General features: G+C 42.9%; 17 protein-coding genes and 1 pseudogene. 9 read left to right on the top strand and 9 right to left on the bottom strand.

Going from position 1 to position 14,714, the window contains the following annotated elements:
• Positions 1 to 137 precede the first annotated feature (137 nt).
• The gene (locus tag TRNA_RS38080; protein WP_003184864.1) at positions 138 to 1,358 is read left to right on the top strand and encodes an EAL and HDOD domain-containing protein; all 1,221 of its coding nucleotides are present in this window, start codon (positions 138 to 140) and stop codon (positions 1,356 to 1,358) included.
• 42 nt (positions 1,359 to 1,400) lie between these two features.
• Here TRNA_RS38080 and TRNA_RS38075 read toward each other — a convergent pair whose 3' ends face one another.
• Positions 1,401 to 1,748 (bottom strand): hypothetical protein, encoded by a 348-nt coding sequence (locus TRNA_RS38075; protein ID WP_009329512.1) that lies wholly within the window; start codon positions 1,746 to 1,748, stop codon positions 1,401 to 1,403.
• Positions 1,749 to 2,233: 485 nt separating this feature from the next.
• Between TRNA_RS38075 and degQ the strand changes: the two genes are divergently transcribed.
• From degQ to TRNA_RS38050, 4 genes are all read left to right on the top strand, one after another.
• Positions 2,234 to 2,374 (top strand): degradation enzyme regulation protein DegQ, encoded by a 141-nt coding sequence (gene degQ / locus TRNA_RS38065; RefSeq protein WP_003184860.1) that lies wholly within the window; start codon positions 2,234 to 2,236, stop codon positions 2,372 to 2,374.
• Positions 2,375 to 2,562: 188 nt separating this feature from the next.
• Positions 2,563 to 3,432 carry a polyprenyl synthetase family protein gene (locus TRNA_RS38060; RefSeq protein ID WP_011198252.1) on the top strand — a complete coding sequence of 290 codons (870 nt, stop codon included), beginning with the start codon at positions 2,563 to 2,565 and terminating at the stop codon, positions 3,430 to 3,432.
• A 14-nt stretch (positions 3,433 to 3,446) separates the two neighbouring features.
• Entirely contained in the window at positions 3,447 to 3,611 is a 165-nt protein-coding gene (gene comX / locus TRNA_RS38055) for a competence pheromone ComX (RefSeq protein WP_011198251.1), read from the top strand.
• Positions 3,612 to 3,650: 39 nt separating this feature from the next.
• Positions 3,651 to 4,793 carry a PDZ domain-containing protein gene (locus tag TRNA_RS38050; protein ID WP_223307056.1) on the top strand — a complete coding sequence of 381 codons (1,143 nt, stop codon included), beginning with the start codon at positions 3,651 to 3,653 and terminating at the stop codon, positions 4,791 to 4,793.
• Positions 4,794 to 4,822: 29 nt separating this feature from the next.
• Here TRNA_RS38050 and TRNA_RS38045 read toward each other — a convergent pair.
• A protein-coding gene (locus TRNA_RS38045) for an IS3 family transposase (RefSeq protein WP_085959889.1) occupies positions 4,823 to 5,985 on the bottom strand; the annotation gives its coding sequence in 2 pieces (ribosomal slippage) (positions 4,823 to 5,709 and positions 5,709 to 5,985; 1,164 coding nt in all).
• An 87-nt stretch (positions 5,986 to 6,072) separates the two neighbouring features.
• Here TRNA_RS38045 and TRNA_RS38035 point away from each other — a divergent pair.
• The 3 genes and pseudogenes from TRNA_RS38035 to TRNA_RS38025 form a co-directional block, all read left to right on the top strand.
• Positions 6,073 to 7,260, top strand: a pseudogene (locus TRNA_RS38035) (sensor histidine kinase); the annotation flags it as partial.
• A gap of 86 nt (positions 7,261 to 7,346) precedes the next feature.
• On the top strand, positions 7,347 to 7,985 hold the full coding sequence (locus tag TRNA_RS38030; protein ID WP_003184849.1) for a response regulator transcription factor: 639 nt from the start codon (positions 7,347 to 7,349) through the stop codon (positions 7,983 to 7,985).
• A 16-nt stretch (positions 7,986 to 8,001) separates the two neighbouring features.
• Positions 8,002 to 8,391 carry a hotdog fold thioesterase gene (locus TRNA_RS38025; protein WP_003184847.1) on the top strand — a complete coding sequence of 130 codons (390 nt, stop codon included), beginning with the start codon at positions 8,002 to 8,004 and terminating at the stop codon, positions 8,389 to 8,391.
• Between the two features lie 39 nt (positions 8,392 to 8,430).
• Here the strand turns inward: TRNA_RS38025 and mnhG are convergent, their stop codons facing one another.
• From mnhG to TRNA_RS37990, 7 genes are read right to left on the bottom strand one after another with little or no spacing between them, the layout of a single operon-like run.
• Positions 8,431 to 8,805: a monovalent cation/H(+) antiporter subunit G gene (gene mnhG / locus TRNA_RS38020; protein ID WP_003184844.1), complete on the bottom strand. Its 375-nt coding sequence runs from the start codon at positions 8,803 to 8,805 to the stop codon at positions 8,431 to 8,433.
• Positions 8,789 to 9,073 carry a Na(+)/H(+) antiporter subunit F1 gene (locus tag TRNA_RS38015; protein WP_003184842.1) on the bottom strand — a complete coding sequence of 95 codons (285 nt, stop codon included), beginning with the start codon at positions 9,071 to 9,073 and terminating at the stop codon, positions 8,789 to 8,791. The genes mnhG and TRNA_RS38015 overlap by 17 nt, the downstream gene beginning before the upstream one ends.
• Positions 9,073 to 9,549 carry a Na+/H+ antiporter subunit E gene (locus TRNA_RS38010; protein WP_003184840.1) on the bottom strand — a complete coding sequence of 159 codons (477 nt, stop codon included), beginning with the start codon at positions 9,547 to 9,549 and terminating at the stop codon, positions 9,073 to 9,075. The genes TRNA_RS38015 and TRNA_RS38010 overlap by 1 nt, the downstream gene beginning before the upstream one ends.
• A 5-nt stretch (positions 9,550 to 9,554) precedes the next feature.
• Complete coding sequence (locus TRNA_RS38005; protein ID WP_003184838.1) at positions 9,555 to 11,033, bottom strand: Na+/H+ antiporter subunit D; 1,479 nt, start codon at positions 11,031 to 11,033, stop codon at positions 9,555 to 9,557.
• Positions 11,026 to 11,367: a Na(+)/H(+) antiporter subunit C gene (locus TRNA_RS38000; RefSeq protein WP_003184836.1), complete on the bottom strand. Its 342-nt coding sequence runs from the start codon at positions 11,365 to 11,367 to the stop codon at positions 11,026 to 11,028. Before TRNA_RS38000 ends, TRNA_RS38005 begins: the two co-directional genes overlap by 8 nt.
• Complete coding sequence (locus TRNA_RS37995) at positions 11,367 to 11,798, bottom strand: Na(+)/H(+) antiporter subunit B (RefSeq protein ID WP_003184834.1); 432 nt, start codon at positions 11,796 to 11,798, stop codon at positions 11,367 to 11,369. Before TRNA_RS37995 ends, TRNA_RS38000 begins: the two co-directional genes overlap by 1 nt.
• Positions 11,795 to 14,197: a Na+/H+ antiporter subunit A gene (locus TRNA_RS37990; RefSeq protein ID WP_003184832.1), complete on the bottom strand. Its 2,403-nt coding sequence runs from the start codon at positions 14,195 to 14,197 to the stop codon at positions 11,795 to 11,797. Before TRNA_RS37990 ends, TRNA_RS37995 begins: the two co-directional genes overlap by 4 nt.
• A 244-nt stretch (positions 14,198 to 14,441) precedes the next feature.
• On the opposite strand from TRNA_RS37990, the gene TRNA_RS37985 reads away from it, so the two are divergent.
• The gene (locus TRNA_RS37985) at positions 14,442 to 14,675 is read left to right on the top strand and encodes a hypothetical protein (RefSeq protein ID WP_003184830.1); all 234 of its coding nucleotides are present in this window, start codon (positions 14,442 to 14,444) and stop codon (positions 14,673 to 14,675) included.
• Positions 14,676 to 14,714: the final 39 nt, after the last annotated feature.

The raw sequence follows: 14,714 nt of genomic DNA, 5'->3' as shown, positions 1-14,714 counted from the left end.
AGATAATTTCTTCGGGGATTATCTGTTTTTCAATATTAAGTTCAAATTTGGGTGAATTTTTATACAGCAGACGGGATTTGCCCAATTATTTGATATACTTAAAAGCGAAGGCACCTCAGTCGCTAGGGGGAAGAAGAATGAGGGTATTCGTTGCCAGACAGCCAATATTCAACAGAAAAGAACAAGTTGTCGCATACGAGCTTTTATACAGGGAAAGCGAGAAAAACTTTTTTTCCGGTATTGACGGTGATCAAGCGACAACAGAATTAATGATTAACAGCTTTTTAAACATTGGAATCGATAAATTGACAGAAGGCAAAAGGTATTACGTGAATTTTACCGAGGGTCTTTTGGCATCAGGGCTGCCGACGTATTTTGACCCGGATCAGCTCGTTGTGGAAATCCTTGAAGATGTGCCGATTACCCTTGAGCTTATCGAAAGGTGCAGGCATTTGAAAAGCCTCGGCTACACGATTGCACTCGATGATTTTTGTTTAAAGCATCGCGTGAAGAGGGACTTGCTCCATCAGCTTTTGGCATCCATTGATATTTTGAAGATCGATTTTTTCAAAACGACGCAGCAGGAAAGACAGAGCATCCTTCGATCATGCCGTAACCACCGCCTGACGTTCCTCGCTGAAAAAGTGGAGACGCGAAAAGAATATGAGCAGGCTGTAAAAGACGGATTTCATCTGTTTCAAGGCTATTTCTTCAGCGAGCCTGTCGTGATTGACGGTCAGGACATTACATATCATTTCCACGCTTATTATGAGCTGCTGCATGAATTAAGCGAAGATCAGCCTGATATTGAAAACGTCACAAATATTATAGAGCGCGATTTGTCGCTTTCTTACCAGCTGCTGAAGCTGTTGAATTCTCCAGCCAACCGGCCGATCCAAAAGATTAAAAGCATCCGCCAGGCTATCGTGCTTCTCGGATTTAAAGAAATCAAAAGGTGGATCTTCATCCTCTCATTTAAGGATTTAACGAAAAAGCAAAACTCCAGCAAGAACGAAGTCGTCAAGATTTCGCTGATCCGCGCGAAGCTTTGCGAATTGCTGGCAAAAAAAACGAACCGCCCTCAGCCGGCTTCTTATATGCTGACAGGCATGTTTTCATTTATCGATACACTGCTGCACAAAGAACTAACGGAAGTCGTCAGCGAACTGCCGCTGACAGACGAAGTGGGCCAGGCGCTGCTCGGAAAAGAAAATGATTACCGAAAAATCTTGCGGCTTGCAAAATCGATCGAACGAAACGAATGGGAAGACAACACACCGGAGACAGAAGGCTTAACTAAAGATGAAGCGTACCAGTGCTATCTTGAAGCTGTTGATTGGTGTCAAAAGCTCTTATAAAAAAATTCCGGCTCCTTCTTAGGGACCGGAATTTTTTTTGCGCTAAGACCAACGCAATAGCAGGAATAGTCTGCTGCGGGGGCTGATGAGCATGATGCGAATGCCGTCGGGATCGAATGAGGCATCAAGCTGGCTGCGGACGCCGGTTTGCCTGAGCGCGGCCAGCACGTTATTTTTTTGGTTGCTTTGGGCAGCCGTCATGATTTGCTGGGCCAAAGTACGCGAGGCTGAAAGCCTGCTTAAAATTCTCTGTCCGTCAGCCATCAAGCTCTCCGCTTCTTTTGCCGAGCGCAATAAGGCGCTGACTTGAACTTCGGGATAGACCTGCCGGCAGCTGACGTGTTGATATGGATGCATCCAAAAGCAATGAGGAGGAAGCAATATGAACACCTCTTTTCAATTTTTACGGGTCAAATTGCGGTTTTTGCGGTGTAAGGCGAAGGGATGGTTTTTTATAAGGGCCGAAATGCGTGTCGGTCTATTGCGTGTTTTTCGGTGGCGCATACCCGATCTGCGTTCCGTGAACACTCAAGTTTTTCTATTCCCCGCTAGTTACTACTTTAGACTCAAGGTTGCAAAACGAACAAAACACAACTGAACTTGCGATGATAAAGGGGTTTATATGCGATCTTTATTTGACTCCTTGAAAAACAAACAAAAATTTTATGTTTCATTAGGATTTGAGAACTAATCGCAAGTTGTGTAAAATGGGTGTTATGGTCTATTTAAAGTTTGCGGTGTAACGCATGAATTTATATGCAACTTTTCGGTGAAAAAGAAACCAAATCCCTTTAAACTTGTATTAACAGATCAAATACCTATGACTCGTTCACTATACACAAATTGATTGATCTTCCAAAAGGAGTGTGGAACCGGTGGAAAAGCAACAAATTGAAGAATTAAAACAACTGCTTTGGCGGCTAGAGAATGAAATCAGAGAAACAAAGGACTCCTTGCGCAAGATTAACAAAAGCATTGATCAATACGATAAGTACACATATCTAAAAACCTCGTAAAAAGACTTGTTTCAGACAAGTCTTTTTTTTGTGTGCAAACGAACCCAAAAAAAGGATAAATTATTATATAATTGTTAAATAAAAAAATTGCTCTGTCAATCGGGATTTTGATTTAGTAAAATATTAAGAAAGGAGGGAGCACCATCTCTAAGCTTTTTTGTCTAGATCACAGTAAAATCAAGCAAAGAATGAATCATTTTATAGACCTTGAGATTCCCAATGCGGACTTAAATCGGACGCTGCACGCTTTTCTAGATGCAAAGGACCAGTTGCATTTCAGCGAGCTTGCTTTTTATCATTACCAAAGTTTCGGCGGCACGGACACCGATGCGGCAGAAACCCTTGGAGCAGGCATTGAACTCTTGATTCTTGCGTTTGATATATTCGATGATTTAGAGGATGAAGACAGCCCCGATGAACCTTGGATGAAAATCAACCGTTCAGTCGCAATGAATGCGGCGACTGCGCTTTATACAATAAGCATTAAAGTGATCGGTTCGGTGTCGAAAGAACCGGTGTTTTTCGAAAAGCTAATGGAATATACACTTCAATCGATGCAGGGACAGCATGACGATCTCAGCAACCGCCCTGCCACTGAAGATGAGTGCCTTGACATGATCAAGCGTAAATCCGGGGCGCTGACAGCCTTGCCATGCGTGCTGGGAGCTATGCTTGCTACGGGCAAATTTGACCCGACGGTTGAAAAGTACGCCTACCAGCTGGGCATTGCTTCACAAATTGAAAATGATTATAAAGCACTTTTTTATGATTCAAAAAGCGATATCGCCAAGAAAAAGCGGACGCTTGCGTATTTATATTTGTCAAGAAAATTTAACCAGCCGTCGATTGATTTGTTAAAAACATTTGAAACTGAGGATAAAATTGCCGATAAAGAAATAAAATGCTATAAAGAGAAATTGAAGGCAGCAGGCGTCACTCAGTATATGTATGTTATGAATCAGCTCGCTATTCAGAAATTTAAGAAGGGAATCGGGGAGCTTGAGTTGGGGGATATGGAGAAAGAACGTTTGATGTCTACCCTGCTGAATAACAATTAAAGAGGAGACTATGTATGCAAGATATTGTGAACTTTTTGGTCGAAAATCCTGAAGTATTAAAAAAAGTTGTTGATGGGGATGCTTGTTTATTAGGCATTGATCCAGAAAAAACAGGAGTAGTGGTTGACAGTATTAGATTATTAGGTAAGAGTTGGGGTGGAGGAGGATTTTGGATTTAAAATTCTTCCTTAACTATCTATTATAAGGATGTAAAATTAATGCGTGTTAATTATAATAAACTATCTTTAATTATTATTTTGCTAAGCCTCTCCTTGGTTCCTTATATTATCTATGTAAATCTGCATTCTAGTTACCTTGGAATGACAATGCAATTTAATGAAAAAAACGAATACCAAGTATTCGAGATTGAAAAAGGGTCACTGGCTCAATCCCTAGGATTTAAAAAAGGGGATGTTATTCTAGAGATAAATGGTAAAAGTGTAGAAAAATTAAGGGCTGATGATGGGAAATTAGCTGATGAATTAAGTGATGTTAAATCGATGATCGTTGAAAGAGATGGAGAGATAGGGTTTGTAGAGACCGGATATGAATTGGTGAGTTATGAAAGTCTATTTCTATTTATTATTCCAATGATGTTTTATCTCCTTTCTCTTTTTTGTGTTTATTTCATAATAAAATCAAACAAAAGATTAAATTCGGCTTCAGCTTTTATTTTAATTGTTTTTCTGCTTGTTACATCAACAGCTTATTCTTGTTCTGTGGGATCTGCAAAGGGAGATAGTTTAAGTATCTATATAACAATGATAACTTTTCAATTCGTTCCTGTTTTGTATCTCCACTATATTTATCAATATTTCAAGGAAAAAGGAAAAGAGTTTTTCAATAATAAAATATTTCTTTTCCTATACCCTGTGGGTTTATTGAATTTGCTATTGGAAATTTCCAGTGATAATTTGCAGATTTCTTATAGTTCCATTAAGCTCTTTAACCTGGTATCTTTCTTGGTTGTTACCATTATAGCCTTTGCTCTTATCATTTATGGTGTAATAAAAAATAAAGCTTCTGAGCAAGCCTATTTTTTAAGGATACTTGTTATCACAAATTTTGTTGCGTTTATTCCGTTCTTAATTTTCTATGTCATTCCATATGTATTTATCGGTGATTATATATTCCCGGCAATGTTTGTTGTACCCTTTTTGTTGATTATTCCTTTCTCATTAGTGTATCAATTTATTGCTACCAAAATATATGACATTGAATTCTTATTGGGACGTTTTAAATACTATGGATTGTTAGCCATTTTACCAAGCTTGACAGCTGTAGGTGTATTTACTTTAACACAAGAATTAAGTAATAGTCTAAATACAGTTAAAAACACTATATTTATCTATTTGAACTGACCCGTTAAAATGAGACTTAGAAAAAACACCTATGCTGCCTGTCCCCTGTATTCCAGTGGGGACAGGTAGTTTAATTTTGCCTGAATTCGTACATGATTATATCGATACATGTATTGATTTACAATTTGTACTACTTTAGAATTGGATATAGATGCTCTACTTTGAGCGTTAAATCCTTCCGACTTTAGCGAGGAGTGAAAGGATTCAATGACGGCATTATCATGGCAGTTTCCTTTTCGAGACATGCTTGTGGTAATGCCTTTTTCTTTGGCCAAATTCTGATATGCATGTGAAGTATAGACAGATCCCTGGTCGCTATGAAGAAGTAACCCTACTGGTTTACGTAATTCTACAGCTTCCCTCAATGTGTCTAATACTAGGTTAATATCTTGGCTCGTACCTATTTTGTAAGCCACTATTTCGTTGTTATATAAGTCCATAATCGTTGATAAATATAACATAGTCGAGCCATAAGGTAAGTAGGTAATGTCGGTTACCCATTTTTCATTTAATCGGCTTGCTTTAAAATTACGATTGAGAGTGTTCGGCACAATAATATTACTCTCACCACAAATGTACTTTTGTCGCTTCTTCTTAACTTGACACTGAATCTCAAACTTTTGCATAATTTTTTGTACAGTTTTGCGGTTTACATTTATCCCATACTTTCTGTTTAAGATGGATTTAATTTTACGATGACCATAGTGATAGAAGTTTTTCTTACACAGCTTGATTACTAGCTCTTCTAATGAAGTTAGCTCAACTTTTTTATACTTCTTTTTCCAACGGTAATATGTTGACTTAGGTATGCCTAATACTCCAAGAATATCAATTATTTTAAAAGTGGCTGAGAGTTCTTCTACAACTTGGACAATGACTCGTGGCTCCAACTCCTTTCGATCTCCTGGTACTTTTTTATAATTGCCAATTGAGCCTCTAGCTGTTTATTCTTTAGTTTTAATTCTTCTAGCTCACTCATTTCCTCCGATTCTTTACCGTAGGAATATTGTTTTCCAACTTGTTGCGAAAATCGATAGGTTTGGCCTGTTTTGTACCATCGCATCCATGTTTTAATTTGAGTCTTATTTTTTATCCCCAGTTGTTCCATTATTTCTTTGTTTGTCATTCCAGCTTGTTTCATTTTAATTACTTCCCATTTTACTTCTTCTGCGTAATGTACTCTTGTGCCCATAGAAAAACACCCTCCTAAGAATCATATTGTATTAATACGATTCAGGGGGTGTTTTTTCCTTGTCTCATTTATTTGGGTCTCTCCAATTTTATTATGCTAGGTGTTTTTTATCTCAAAGAAATTCTTGATTTTCGTTTCCGTTTAAAAAGGTTTTCTGAAAAATTTAATTACCAAGATAGTGTATTTAAGTTTACCCAACTTATACGGAGCTCGACATCGTTAGCGCAAGTGCTAAGGGAATTGTCTCAAACGATTCTTGATGTTTTACCTGTCAGCCAGGCTTATGTACTGGAGTTAAAGAGTGATGGAACCGTAGGGTTACTTGAAAATAATGCAAACGATCAAGTTTGGAAGCCTTATGAAAAAGAAGCTTTTAGGGCTATCACCGACATCGGCAAAATCGTCGAAGTCGACCGTGGGTTTTTGATTAAGATCGGTGAACGGGGCGGGACGTCTTATGTCATGCTGTGTTTGTCGGTTTTAAATACGCCTAGGCTGACGCGCGATGAGATTTCATGGCTTGAGACGCTGGCGTTTTATACGAGCGTTTCCCTGGAAAACGTGCTGAAAATCGGCGAGCTGATGGAGCATCTGGAAAATGTGAAAAAAGAAGGGCCGAATCCGGCGTGGCTGAATAAATTGATGTTTGCGATTGAAGAGAAGCAGAGATCTGATTTAGCCCGCGATCTCCACGACTCTGTCCTGCAGGATATGATTTCCTTGAAGCATCAAAGCGAGATGTTTCTGGCTGATTTTGAAAAAGATAAAGTCTGTACGAATCAAATCCGGCAAAGGCTCATCAATATGAATGAGCAAATGTCCGCCGTCATCCAGACGACAAGGGAAACGTGCCAGGAGCTGAGGCCGCAGCTGTTGTACGATCTCGGACTTGTCAAAGCCCTTTCGAAACTGGCGGCGCAGCATCAGGAGTCCTCATCGATCGATAAGATCCGCCTCAATACGGAAAGGTTCTCAAAGGTGCTCGACTTGGACACGCAGTTGAATTTGTACAGAATTGTGCAGGAGCTTTTAAGCAATGCGGTTAAACATTCGAGAGCTAATGAGGTTTTGATTATGCTTGTCTGCATAAAAGAAAAAGTTGTTCTTCATTATGAAGATGACGGCATTGGGGTTGACCCGGACAAGCTTTATCAAAACAGCGCAAGCATGGGGCTGTCGGGCATTCGCGAGCGCGTCCGCGCACTGAACGGCAGTCTGGATATACAGACAGCAGAAGGGAAAGGCTTTAGGGTCGCCATTGAAATGGGATTGTAATGTTTAGTTAACATTTTTGCTTGGCATCCGCCAAGTTTTTTCTATAAAATGGTGATAGGGCAAGGTTACGCAAAAGGGAGGAAATTATGAGAAGATTACTTGTGATCGATGATCATCCGGCTGTCATGGAGGGGACGAAGGCAATTCTTGAAACGAACCAGGACTTTGTTGTCGATTGCCTCAGCCCTGAAGCCAGCGAACAATTTCTCAAGAAACATGATTTTTCTGCGTATGACCTGATCTTAATGGATTTAAATTTGGGTGAAATCAACGGCATGGACCTATCTAAGAAAATCCTTGAGACATGTTCATCATGCAAAATTATCGTTTACACAGGCTATGAAGTCGAAGATTATTTTGAAGAGGCGATTCGTTCCGGCATGCACGGCGCCATCAGCAAAACGGAATCGAAGGAAAAGATTATAGAGTACATATATCAGGTTCTGGATAATAAAATTGTCGTCGATTATGATTATTTCAAGCAGTTGATTACACAGCAAAAATCGAAGTCAAACAGCCAGCAGACCCAGCACGACCTCTTGACTGAAAGGGAATGCCTGATTTTAAAAGAAGTCGAAAAAGGCTACACAAATCAGGAAATTGCTGATGCGCTTCATTTAAGCAAGCGGTCGATCGAATACAGCTTGACTTCCGTATTCAGCAAGCTGAATGTAGGATCAAGGACAGAGGCTGTTTTAATCGCGAAATCTGAAGGTGTACTCTGATGAGGGGACGATTGTGATGGAAACGAAACATACACTTCTTGAAGCGTTGGGAATCGAGTTGAAGGAGTGCAGCAAAGAACGGTGTGTTGCCGTCATGCCTGTCGATGAAAGAACGCGTCAGCCTTTCGGCTATCTGCACGGAGGCGCGTCCGTTGCGCTCGCTGAAACGGTGGCAAGCATCGGGGCATATCAGCATATCGATCCAAAAGAGCAGGCATGCTTCGGGCTTGAGATCAACGCCAACCATATTAAATCGGTAAAAGACGGAACGGTTAAAGCGGTCGCTACGCCTCTGCATGTGGGCAAATCAACAATGGTGTTTCAAATTGACATACGCGATGAGCAGGACAGCCTGATTTGCACGTCCAGGTGCACGATGGCGGTCATCAGCCGTCCTTCATCGTAAACATAAAGAAAACTCGCCTGTTAGGGGCGAGTTTTCTTTTTATAAATAGGAATCTTCCTTCTTTTTAATCAGAAAATTTCTGTAGCCTTCATAATCGTCCTGTACGGTTTTCTTTTCCATTTTAACGCCTGTATTATACGCGGCTCTTGCGATCAGGTGCGCGCCTACAGGAGACGTCAGAAATACAAAGACGATACCGAGCAGCACTTTTGCCGTAATGAAGCCGTGCAGAAACCAGAAGTAAAAGAATACGCCGAGCAGCACGCTGATGATCCCCAGTGTCGCTCCTTTTGAAGCGGCGTGGATTCTTGAGTATAAGTCAGGCAGCCTAAGCGTTCCAAAGGAAGCGGCTAACGATATCAGTGCGCCAAGAAGGATCAAAACGGCGATAAGCAATTTAGCGGCTTCGATCATTTTCGATAATCTCTCCTTTCTCAAGGAATTTAGAAAATGCGACGGTGCCGATGAAGGCCAGAATGCCGATCAAGAGGATGACTTCCAAATATGCTGTCGTATTTAACAGGATGGACACGAGAGCCGTAATTCCGATTAAGTTGATGCCGATCGCATCAAGCGCCACCACTCTGTCCGGGATGCTCGGCCCTTTAATGACCCTCAGGACATACAGAAAAGTGGAGACCGCCAAAATGCCGAGTGACAATTGCAAAATAAATTCAAACATCAGCGGCTTACCTCCTTAATGGCCTCTTCAAACGAAATTCGGATATCACTGATGGCTTTCTCGGCATCATCGATATCGACCGCATGAATATAAAGAATCGAACGGTCATCGGAGATATCGACGACCAATGTGCCCGGTGTCAGCGTAATCAGGTTTGCCAACGTCGTGATTTCCCAGTCCGCTTTAAGATCTGTCTTGAAGGCGAAAATGCCGGGCTTATTTTTTAACCGCGGTGACAAGATCGTCTTTAATACGCTGACGTTTGCCAGCACGAGCTCTTTAATAAAAATAAACAGCAGTCTGACGATCGCCCAAATGTTAATCAAGTAAAAGCGGCGGCGGAAAAAACGCCTCATCAGAAAGAGCGAGAATAATCCGATCACATAACCGATGACAAACCCGGCAGCGGTGTAGTCATTGTTCAGAAACATCCAGCACAACGCAAGAATAAAGTTCAACAATATTTGTAATGCCATGCGATCTACTCCTTCAAAACGGCTTCAATATATTTTTCGGGGTTGACGAGCGTATCAGCCGCCTGGTGAAAATACGGAGCGATAAGCTCGGTTCCGAGTCCGATGGCAAGCGACAGAAAGAGCAGTACCGCTGCCGGATACATGTAGCCTTTTAGCTGCCTTTTGGCCGGAGCATCTTCCTGTTCATCCCCCCAGAAGCCGTTGATAAATATTTTCATGACGGAATACAAGACGAGCAGGCTGGATAAAAGCATCAGCAGCGTAATCACGAATTCGCCGCTTAAAAAGCCGCCTTCTGCAATTTTCAGCTTGCCGATGAATCCGCTGAAAGGAGGAACACCTGCCAATGAAACGGCTGAAATCATAAACATCCAGCCGAGCACGGGATGGTTTTTGATCAGGCCGCTCATTTTTTTCAGGTTGTTTGTCCCTGTCAGGGCAAAAAGCGCTCCGCCAAGCATAAACAGCGCTCCTTTAATGATCATGTCATGAATCAAATAGTAGACAGATCCTTCGATTGAAGCCGGCGTATTGGCGGCGATGCCGAACAAGATGACGCCGACCGCAGTGACAATATTGTAGATGATGATTTTTTGAACATCCCAGTAGGCGATCGAGCCGATGACCCCGAAGATGATCGTAAGCGCCGCAAGCCAGACCATTAATTGATGAGTAAAAGCGGCGTCTTGGGTGAAAATTAATGTAAACACCCTTGTGATCGCGTACAGGCCGACTTTGGTCAGAAGTGCGCCAAACAGTGCGGAAACAGCGGCTGGCGGCGCATAATAGGAACCAGGCATCCAGAAATACAGCGGGAAGATGCCGCCTTTTAAACCGAAGACGATCAAAAATAAAACAGCGATGACCGTGATCAGCCCGGTTTGCCCTGATTCGCTGATCCGGACGCTCAGATCCGCCATGTTTAATGTGCCCGTAACCGCATATAAATAAGCGACTCCGATGACAAAGAGGGCGGAAGAAATAATGTTAAAGACGATGTACTTCAGAGACTCCCGCAGCTGAATCTTCGTGCCGCCGATGACGATCAGCACATACGAAGCCATCAGAAGCACCTCAAAAAATACGAACAGGTTAAACAAGTCCCCGGTCAAGAAAGCGCCGCTAACTCCGGCAAGCAGGAACTGGACGGCGGGATAATAAAAGAAACGCTCGCGTTTTTCGCCGATGGAGCGAAACGAATAAAGAACCGTCAGAAATCCGATAATGGCTGTCGTTAACGCCAGAAGGCTGGCAAATTGATCAGCGACAAGGCTGATTCCGAACGGAGGCTTCCACCCGCCGAGATACAAGGTCTGGATTCCGTCCGTATAGACTGTCTGCACAAGAACGGCGGCCGCAGCGATCGCCGCAATGGAAGATATGGCGCTGAATGCACGCATCAGCACGATCGACCTGTTCATAAAGATAAGCAGAATTGCGGCCATTAAAGGAATCAGTATTGGCAGAATTACAAGATTATTCATGTTGATCATTTCCCCTCATTTGATCCATATCATCCATTTTCAGCTCTTGATAGGCGCGGAAAGCCATGACCAGGAGAAACGAGGTAACCCCGAAAGCAATGACGATCGCCGTTAAAATCAACGCCTGAGGGAGAGGATCGACATAGGTTGTCGACTCTTCATTCAAAATGGGGGGCGCTCCTTTTTTTAACCCTCCCATCGTCAGCAAAAGCAGATGGACGCCATGGCTGAGAACGGCAGTTCCGATAATCACCCTCAAAAGGCTTTTGGAAAGCAGCAGATAAGTCGCCGCCATGAACAGAATTCCTACAATAAAAGACATTAAAATCTCCATTATTCTCTCTCCCCAATCGTCTGAATAATGGTCATGGTCACGCCGACCACTACGAGATAAACCCCGATATCAAACAATACCGCGGTGGCAAGCTCCGTTTTCCCCAAGAGCGGAAGGTTAAAGTAATCAAACGCGTGGGAAAGAAACTGAGCGCCGAACAAAAATGAGCCGATTCCGGTGGAAACGGAAATGAATAAGCCGACGGCCGCCACATAGATAAAGTTGACGGGCAAGATGTTCTGCACCGTTTTTAAATCATAGGCGAGCAGCAGAAGGACAAGCGAAGACGCCGTCATCAATCCGCCGATAAAACCGCCGCCCGGGTTATTATGGCCGGCAAAAAACAGATGGAAAGAAAAGAGCAGAATGATAAAGGATGCAATCTTTGTAACGGTTTGCAGGATCACATCATTCGTCTGAACCTTTTTCAATGCTCTTCCCCTCCTTTCTCCAATCTGAGCCTGATCATGCCGTATATTCCTAAAGCGGCAATGACAAGTACGGTAATTTCAAACAATGTATCAAATCCCCTGAAGTCGACCAATATTACGTTGACGATATTGTGGCCGCCTGCGAGTTTATAGCTGTTTTCAATAAAATACGATGCAATGCTTTCAAGCGAGCGCTGGCTGTTTGCTGAAAGTGCGAGCAGCGTCACAACAGTTCCGACGCCGACCGATACAAGCGCATTTGTGACCCTGAACCTAGCCGATTTCGGCTTAAATCTGAGCTTCGGCAAATGATAGAAGCACAGCAGGAACAATGCGACTGAAATGGTTTCGATGATCAGCTGCGTCAGCGCGAGATCCGGCGCCCTGAAAATGACAAAGAACAGCGCGAGCGTGTAGCCGATGACGCCGAGTCCGATAATCGCCGTCAGTCTTGACCTTGCAAAAACGGTGGTAAAGGTTGCGGCAATCATTACGGCTGACAGAACGAGCTCATAGACGCCGATTGAAGCATTGCCTTTCACATCGTATGAAAAGCCCCCGGTAACAGCGAGCGATCCGCCGATGATCACGATAAAGAAGACAAAAACATAAACAAGATAGTCGCGGAGAAACCCTGTCATATACGTTCTTGTAATCTTGTTGGAGCCTTTTTCAAGCCCTGACAGCGAGCTGTCGTACAACTTGTTCAGCGTCAGTGTTTCCGGGAAGAGGCCGTAGACCTTCCGCCATTTTGACAAGGTCAAATAGGCGAGAACTCCGAGAGCAACGACGCCGATCGTCATATAGAGCTCAGTCGAAAAGCCGTGCCACATGTAAATATGAACCTTGAATTTTTCGTCACCGTCCAAAAGGGTCGGCATAATCGACGCTGCAGCAGGTTCAATGATGCTGTATGACAGAATGTTCGGGAAAAAGAAAAAAATCACCACGAGAGATACGAGGACAATCGGCGAAATCAGCATGCCGATTGGAGCCTCATGCGCTTGTTTTTCAAGCTTTTCAGGCTGATATTTTCCCCCGAAGGTTTTAAATAAGAGAACCATGCAGTAAATGAATGTAAACACGCTTCCGATCCAAGCCAGCACAGGAAAGAGAAAACCCCATGTGTCAGCGTTATACAAGTTAAAGTTCGTAATCCTGAGCATGCTGGTGAAGAACATTTCCTTGCTCAAAAAGCCGTTGAACGGAGGCAGTCCGGCCATTGAAAACGCGCCGATGAGCGTAATCGTAAACGTAATCGGCATGATCGTCATAAGGCCGCCGAGCTTGCGGATATCTCTCGTACCTGTTTCATGGTCGATGATTCCGACTGCCATGAATAAGCTGCCTTTGAAAGTCGCATGGTTAATCAAGTGAAAGATAGCGGCGATTACTGCAACCATGTAGTATTCAAAATGCTGAAAATGCAGTGCGGCCGCTCCGACGCCAAGCATCGACATGATCATTCCGAGCTGGCTGACCGTAGAAAATGCAAGTATCGATTTCAGATCAGTCTGCTTGACGGCGTTGAACGAACCCCAGAAAAGCGTGACAATCCCCGTGAGAGACACGATCCAAAACCATTCCCCTGAAAAAGCGAACACAGGGGTGAATCTTGCAACGATATAAATTCCCGCTTTTACCATCGTGGCGGAGTGCAGGTAAGCACTTACAGGCGTTGGTGCTTCCATTGCGTCCGGAAGCCAGATGTAAAAAGGGAACTGCGCAGATTTAGTGAAGGCTCCGATTAACACCAGCACGAGAGCCGGGATGAAAAAGCCGTGCCCCGAAATTAAATCAACCTGGTTGATCATTTCTCTAATCGAGAATGAACCTGTGATCGTGTAAAGAAGAATGAAGCCTCCAAGCATGGAAAGACCGCCGAATATGGTGATAAGCATCGATTTTGTCGCGCCGTATCTTGATTTTTCCCGCTTGTACCAATAGCCGATGAGCAGAAAAGACGATATGCTGGTCAATTCCCAAAACAAATAAAGTACAATGACGTTATCAACGAGAACAACGCCGAGCATTGCCCCCATGAACATGAGCAGATAAACGTAAAATGGTCCGAGCTGCTCTCTTTCTTTAGACAGATAATAGATGCTGTAAAGGACAACCAAAGACCCGATCCCTGTAATCAGAAGGGCGAATAGCAATCCGAGTCCGTCAACGTACGCGGTAAAGTTAATCCCAAAGGACGGAATCCATTCCAGTACAGCCTTTAATGTTCCGCCATCCGCCGTCATTTTGATCATGCGGAAAAAATAAATAAATAATAGAACAGGAAGAAACAGGACAAACCAGCCTGTATGAATCTTTCTGACGTTTTTCGCCAATAGCGGAATCAAGAAGGCGAGTGCAAAAGGCGATAAAATAGCAATATGTAAAGACGTCATATTAACCTCCCTTAAGGTAGCATGTATAAATACATTCTGTTCCATACTAAAATTTTCAAACGTTATGTACTTTTTTAGAACTGGTGACCTAGACAAATTATAACTCAAATTTTAATCGGCTGCATGATCTCATGGTAACCGCGGTTTATGCGGTCTTATGAACCTGAAAACAATTTTAACAAAAAATTCGGCATTTGTATAATGGAAAGTTTTTTTGAACAAGATGAATTTGAGGTGATGAAAGATGAAAAGGAAAGCTTTTGTCAGCCTAAGTTTATTTTGTTCGCTTTTTGCGGGAGCGTTTATGATCAACAGGGAAATGACGCGTGAACAGACTCCGGGGATCGGAACACCCGAAGGCCCTCAATACCGCGGTGATTACACGCCGCTACAGACGGGAGCGGAAGATCAGTCCTTAACGGGAACAGAAAGAGCTCCCTTTAAACCGAGAGAATATATCAGAGTTGAGAAACGCTGAAAACAAAAAAGGAATCCGATCGTATAGATCAGACTCCTT

It is taken from the genome of Bacillus licheniformis DSM 13 = ATCC 14580 (assembly GCF_000011645.1).
GTDB classification, from domain to species: domain Bacteria; phylum Bacillota; class Bacilli; order Bacillales; family Bacillaceae; genus Bacillus; species Bacillus licheniformis.
The sequence above is the reverse complement of the archived record's forward strand: the minus strand, read 5'-3'. Positions and strand labels throughout refer to the sequence as shown.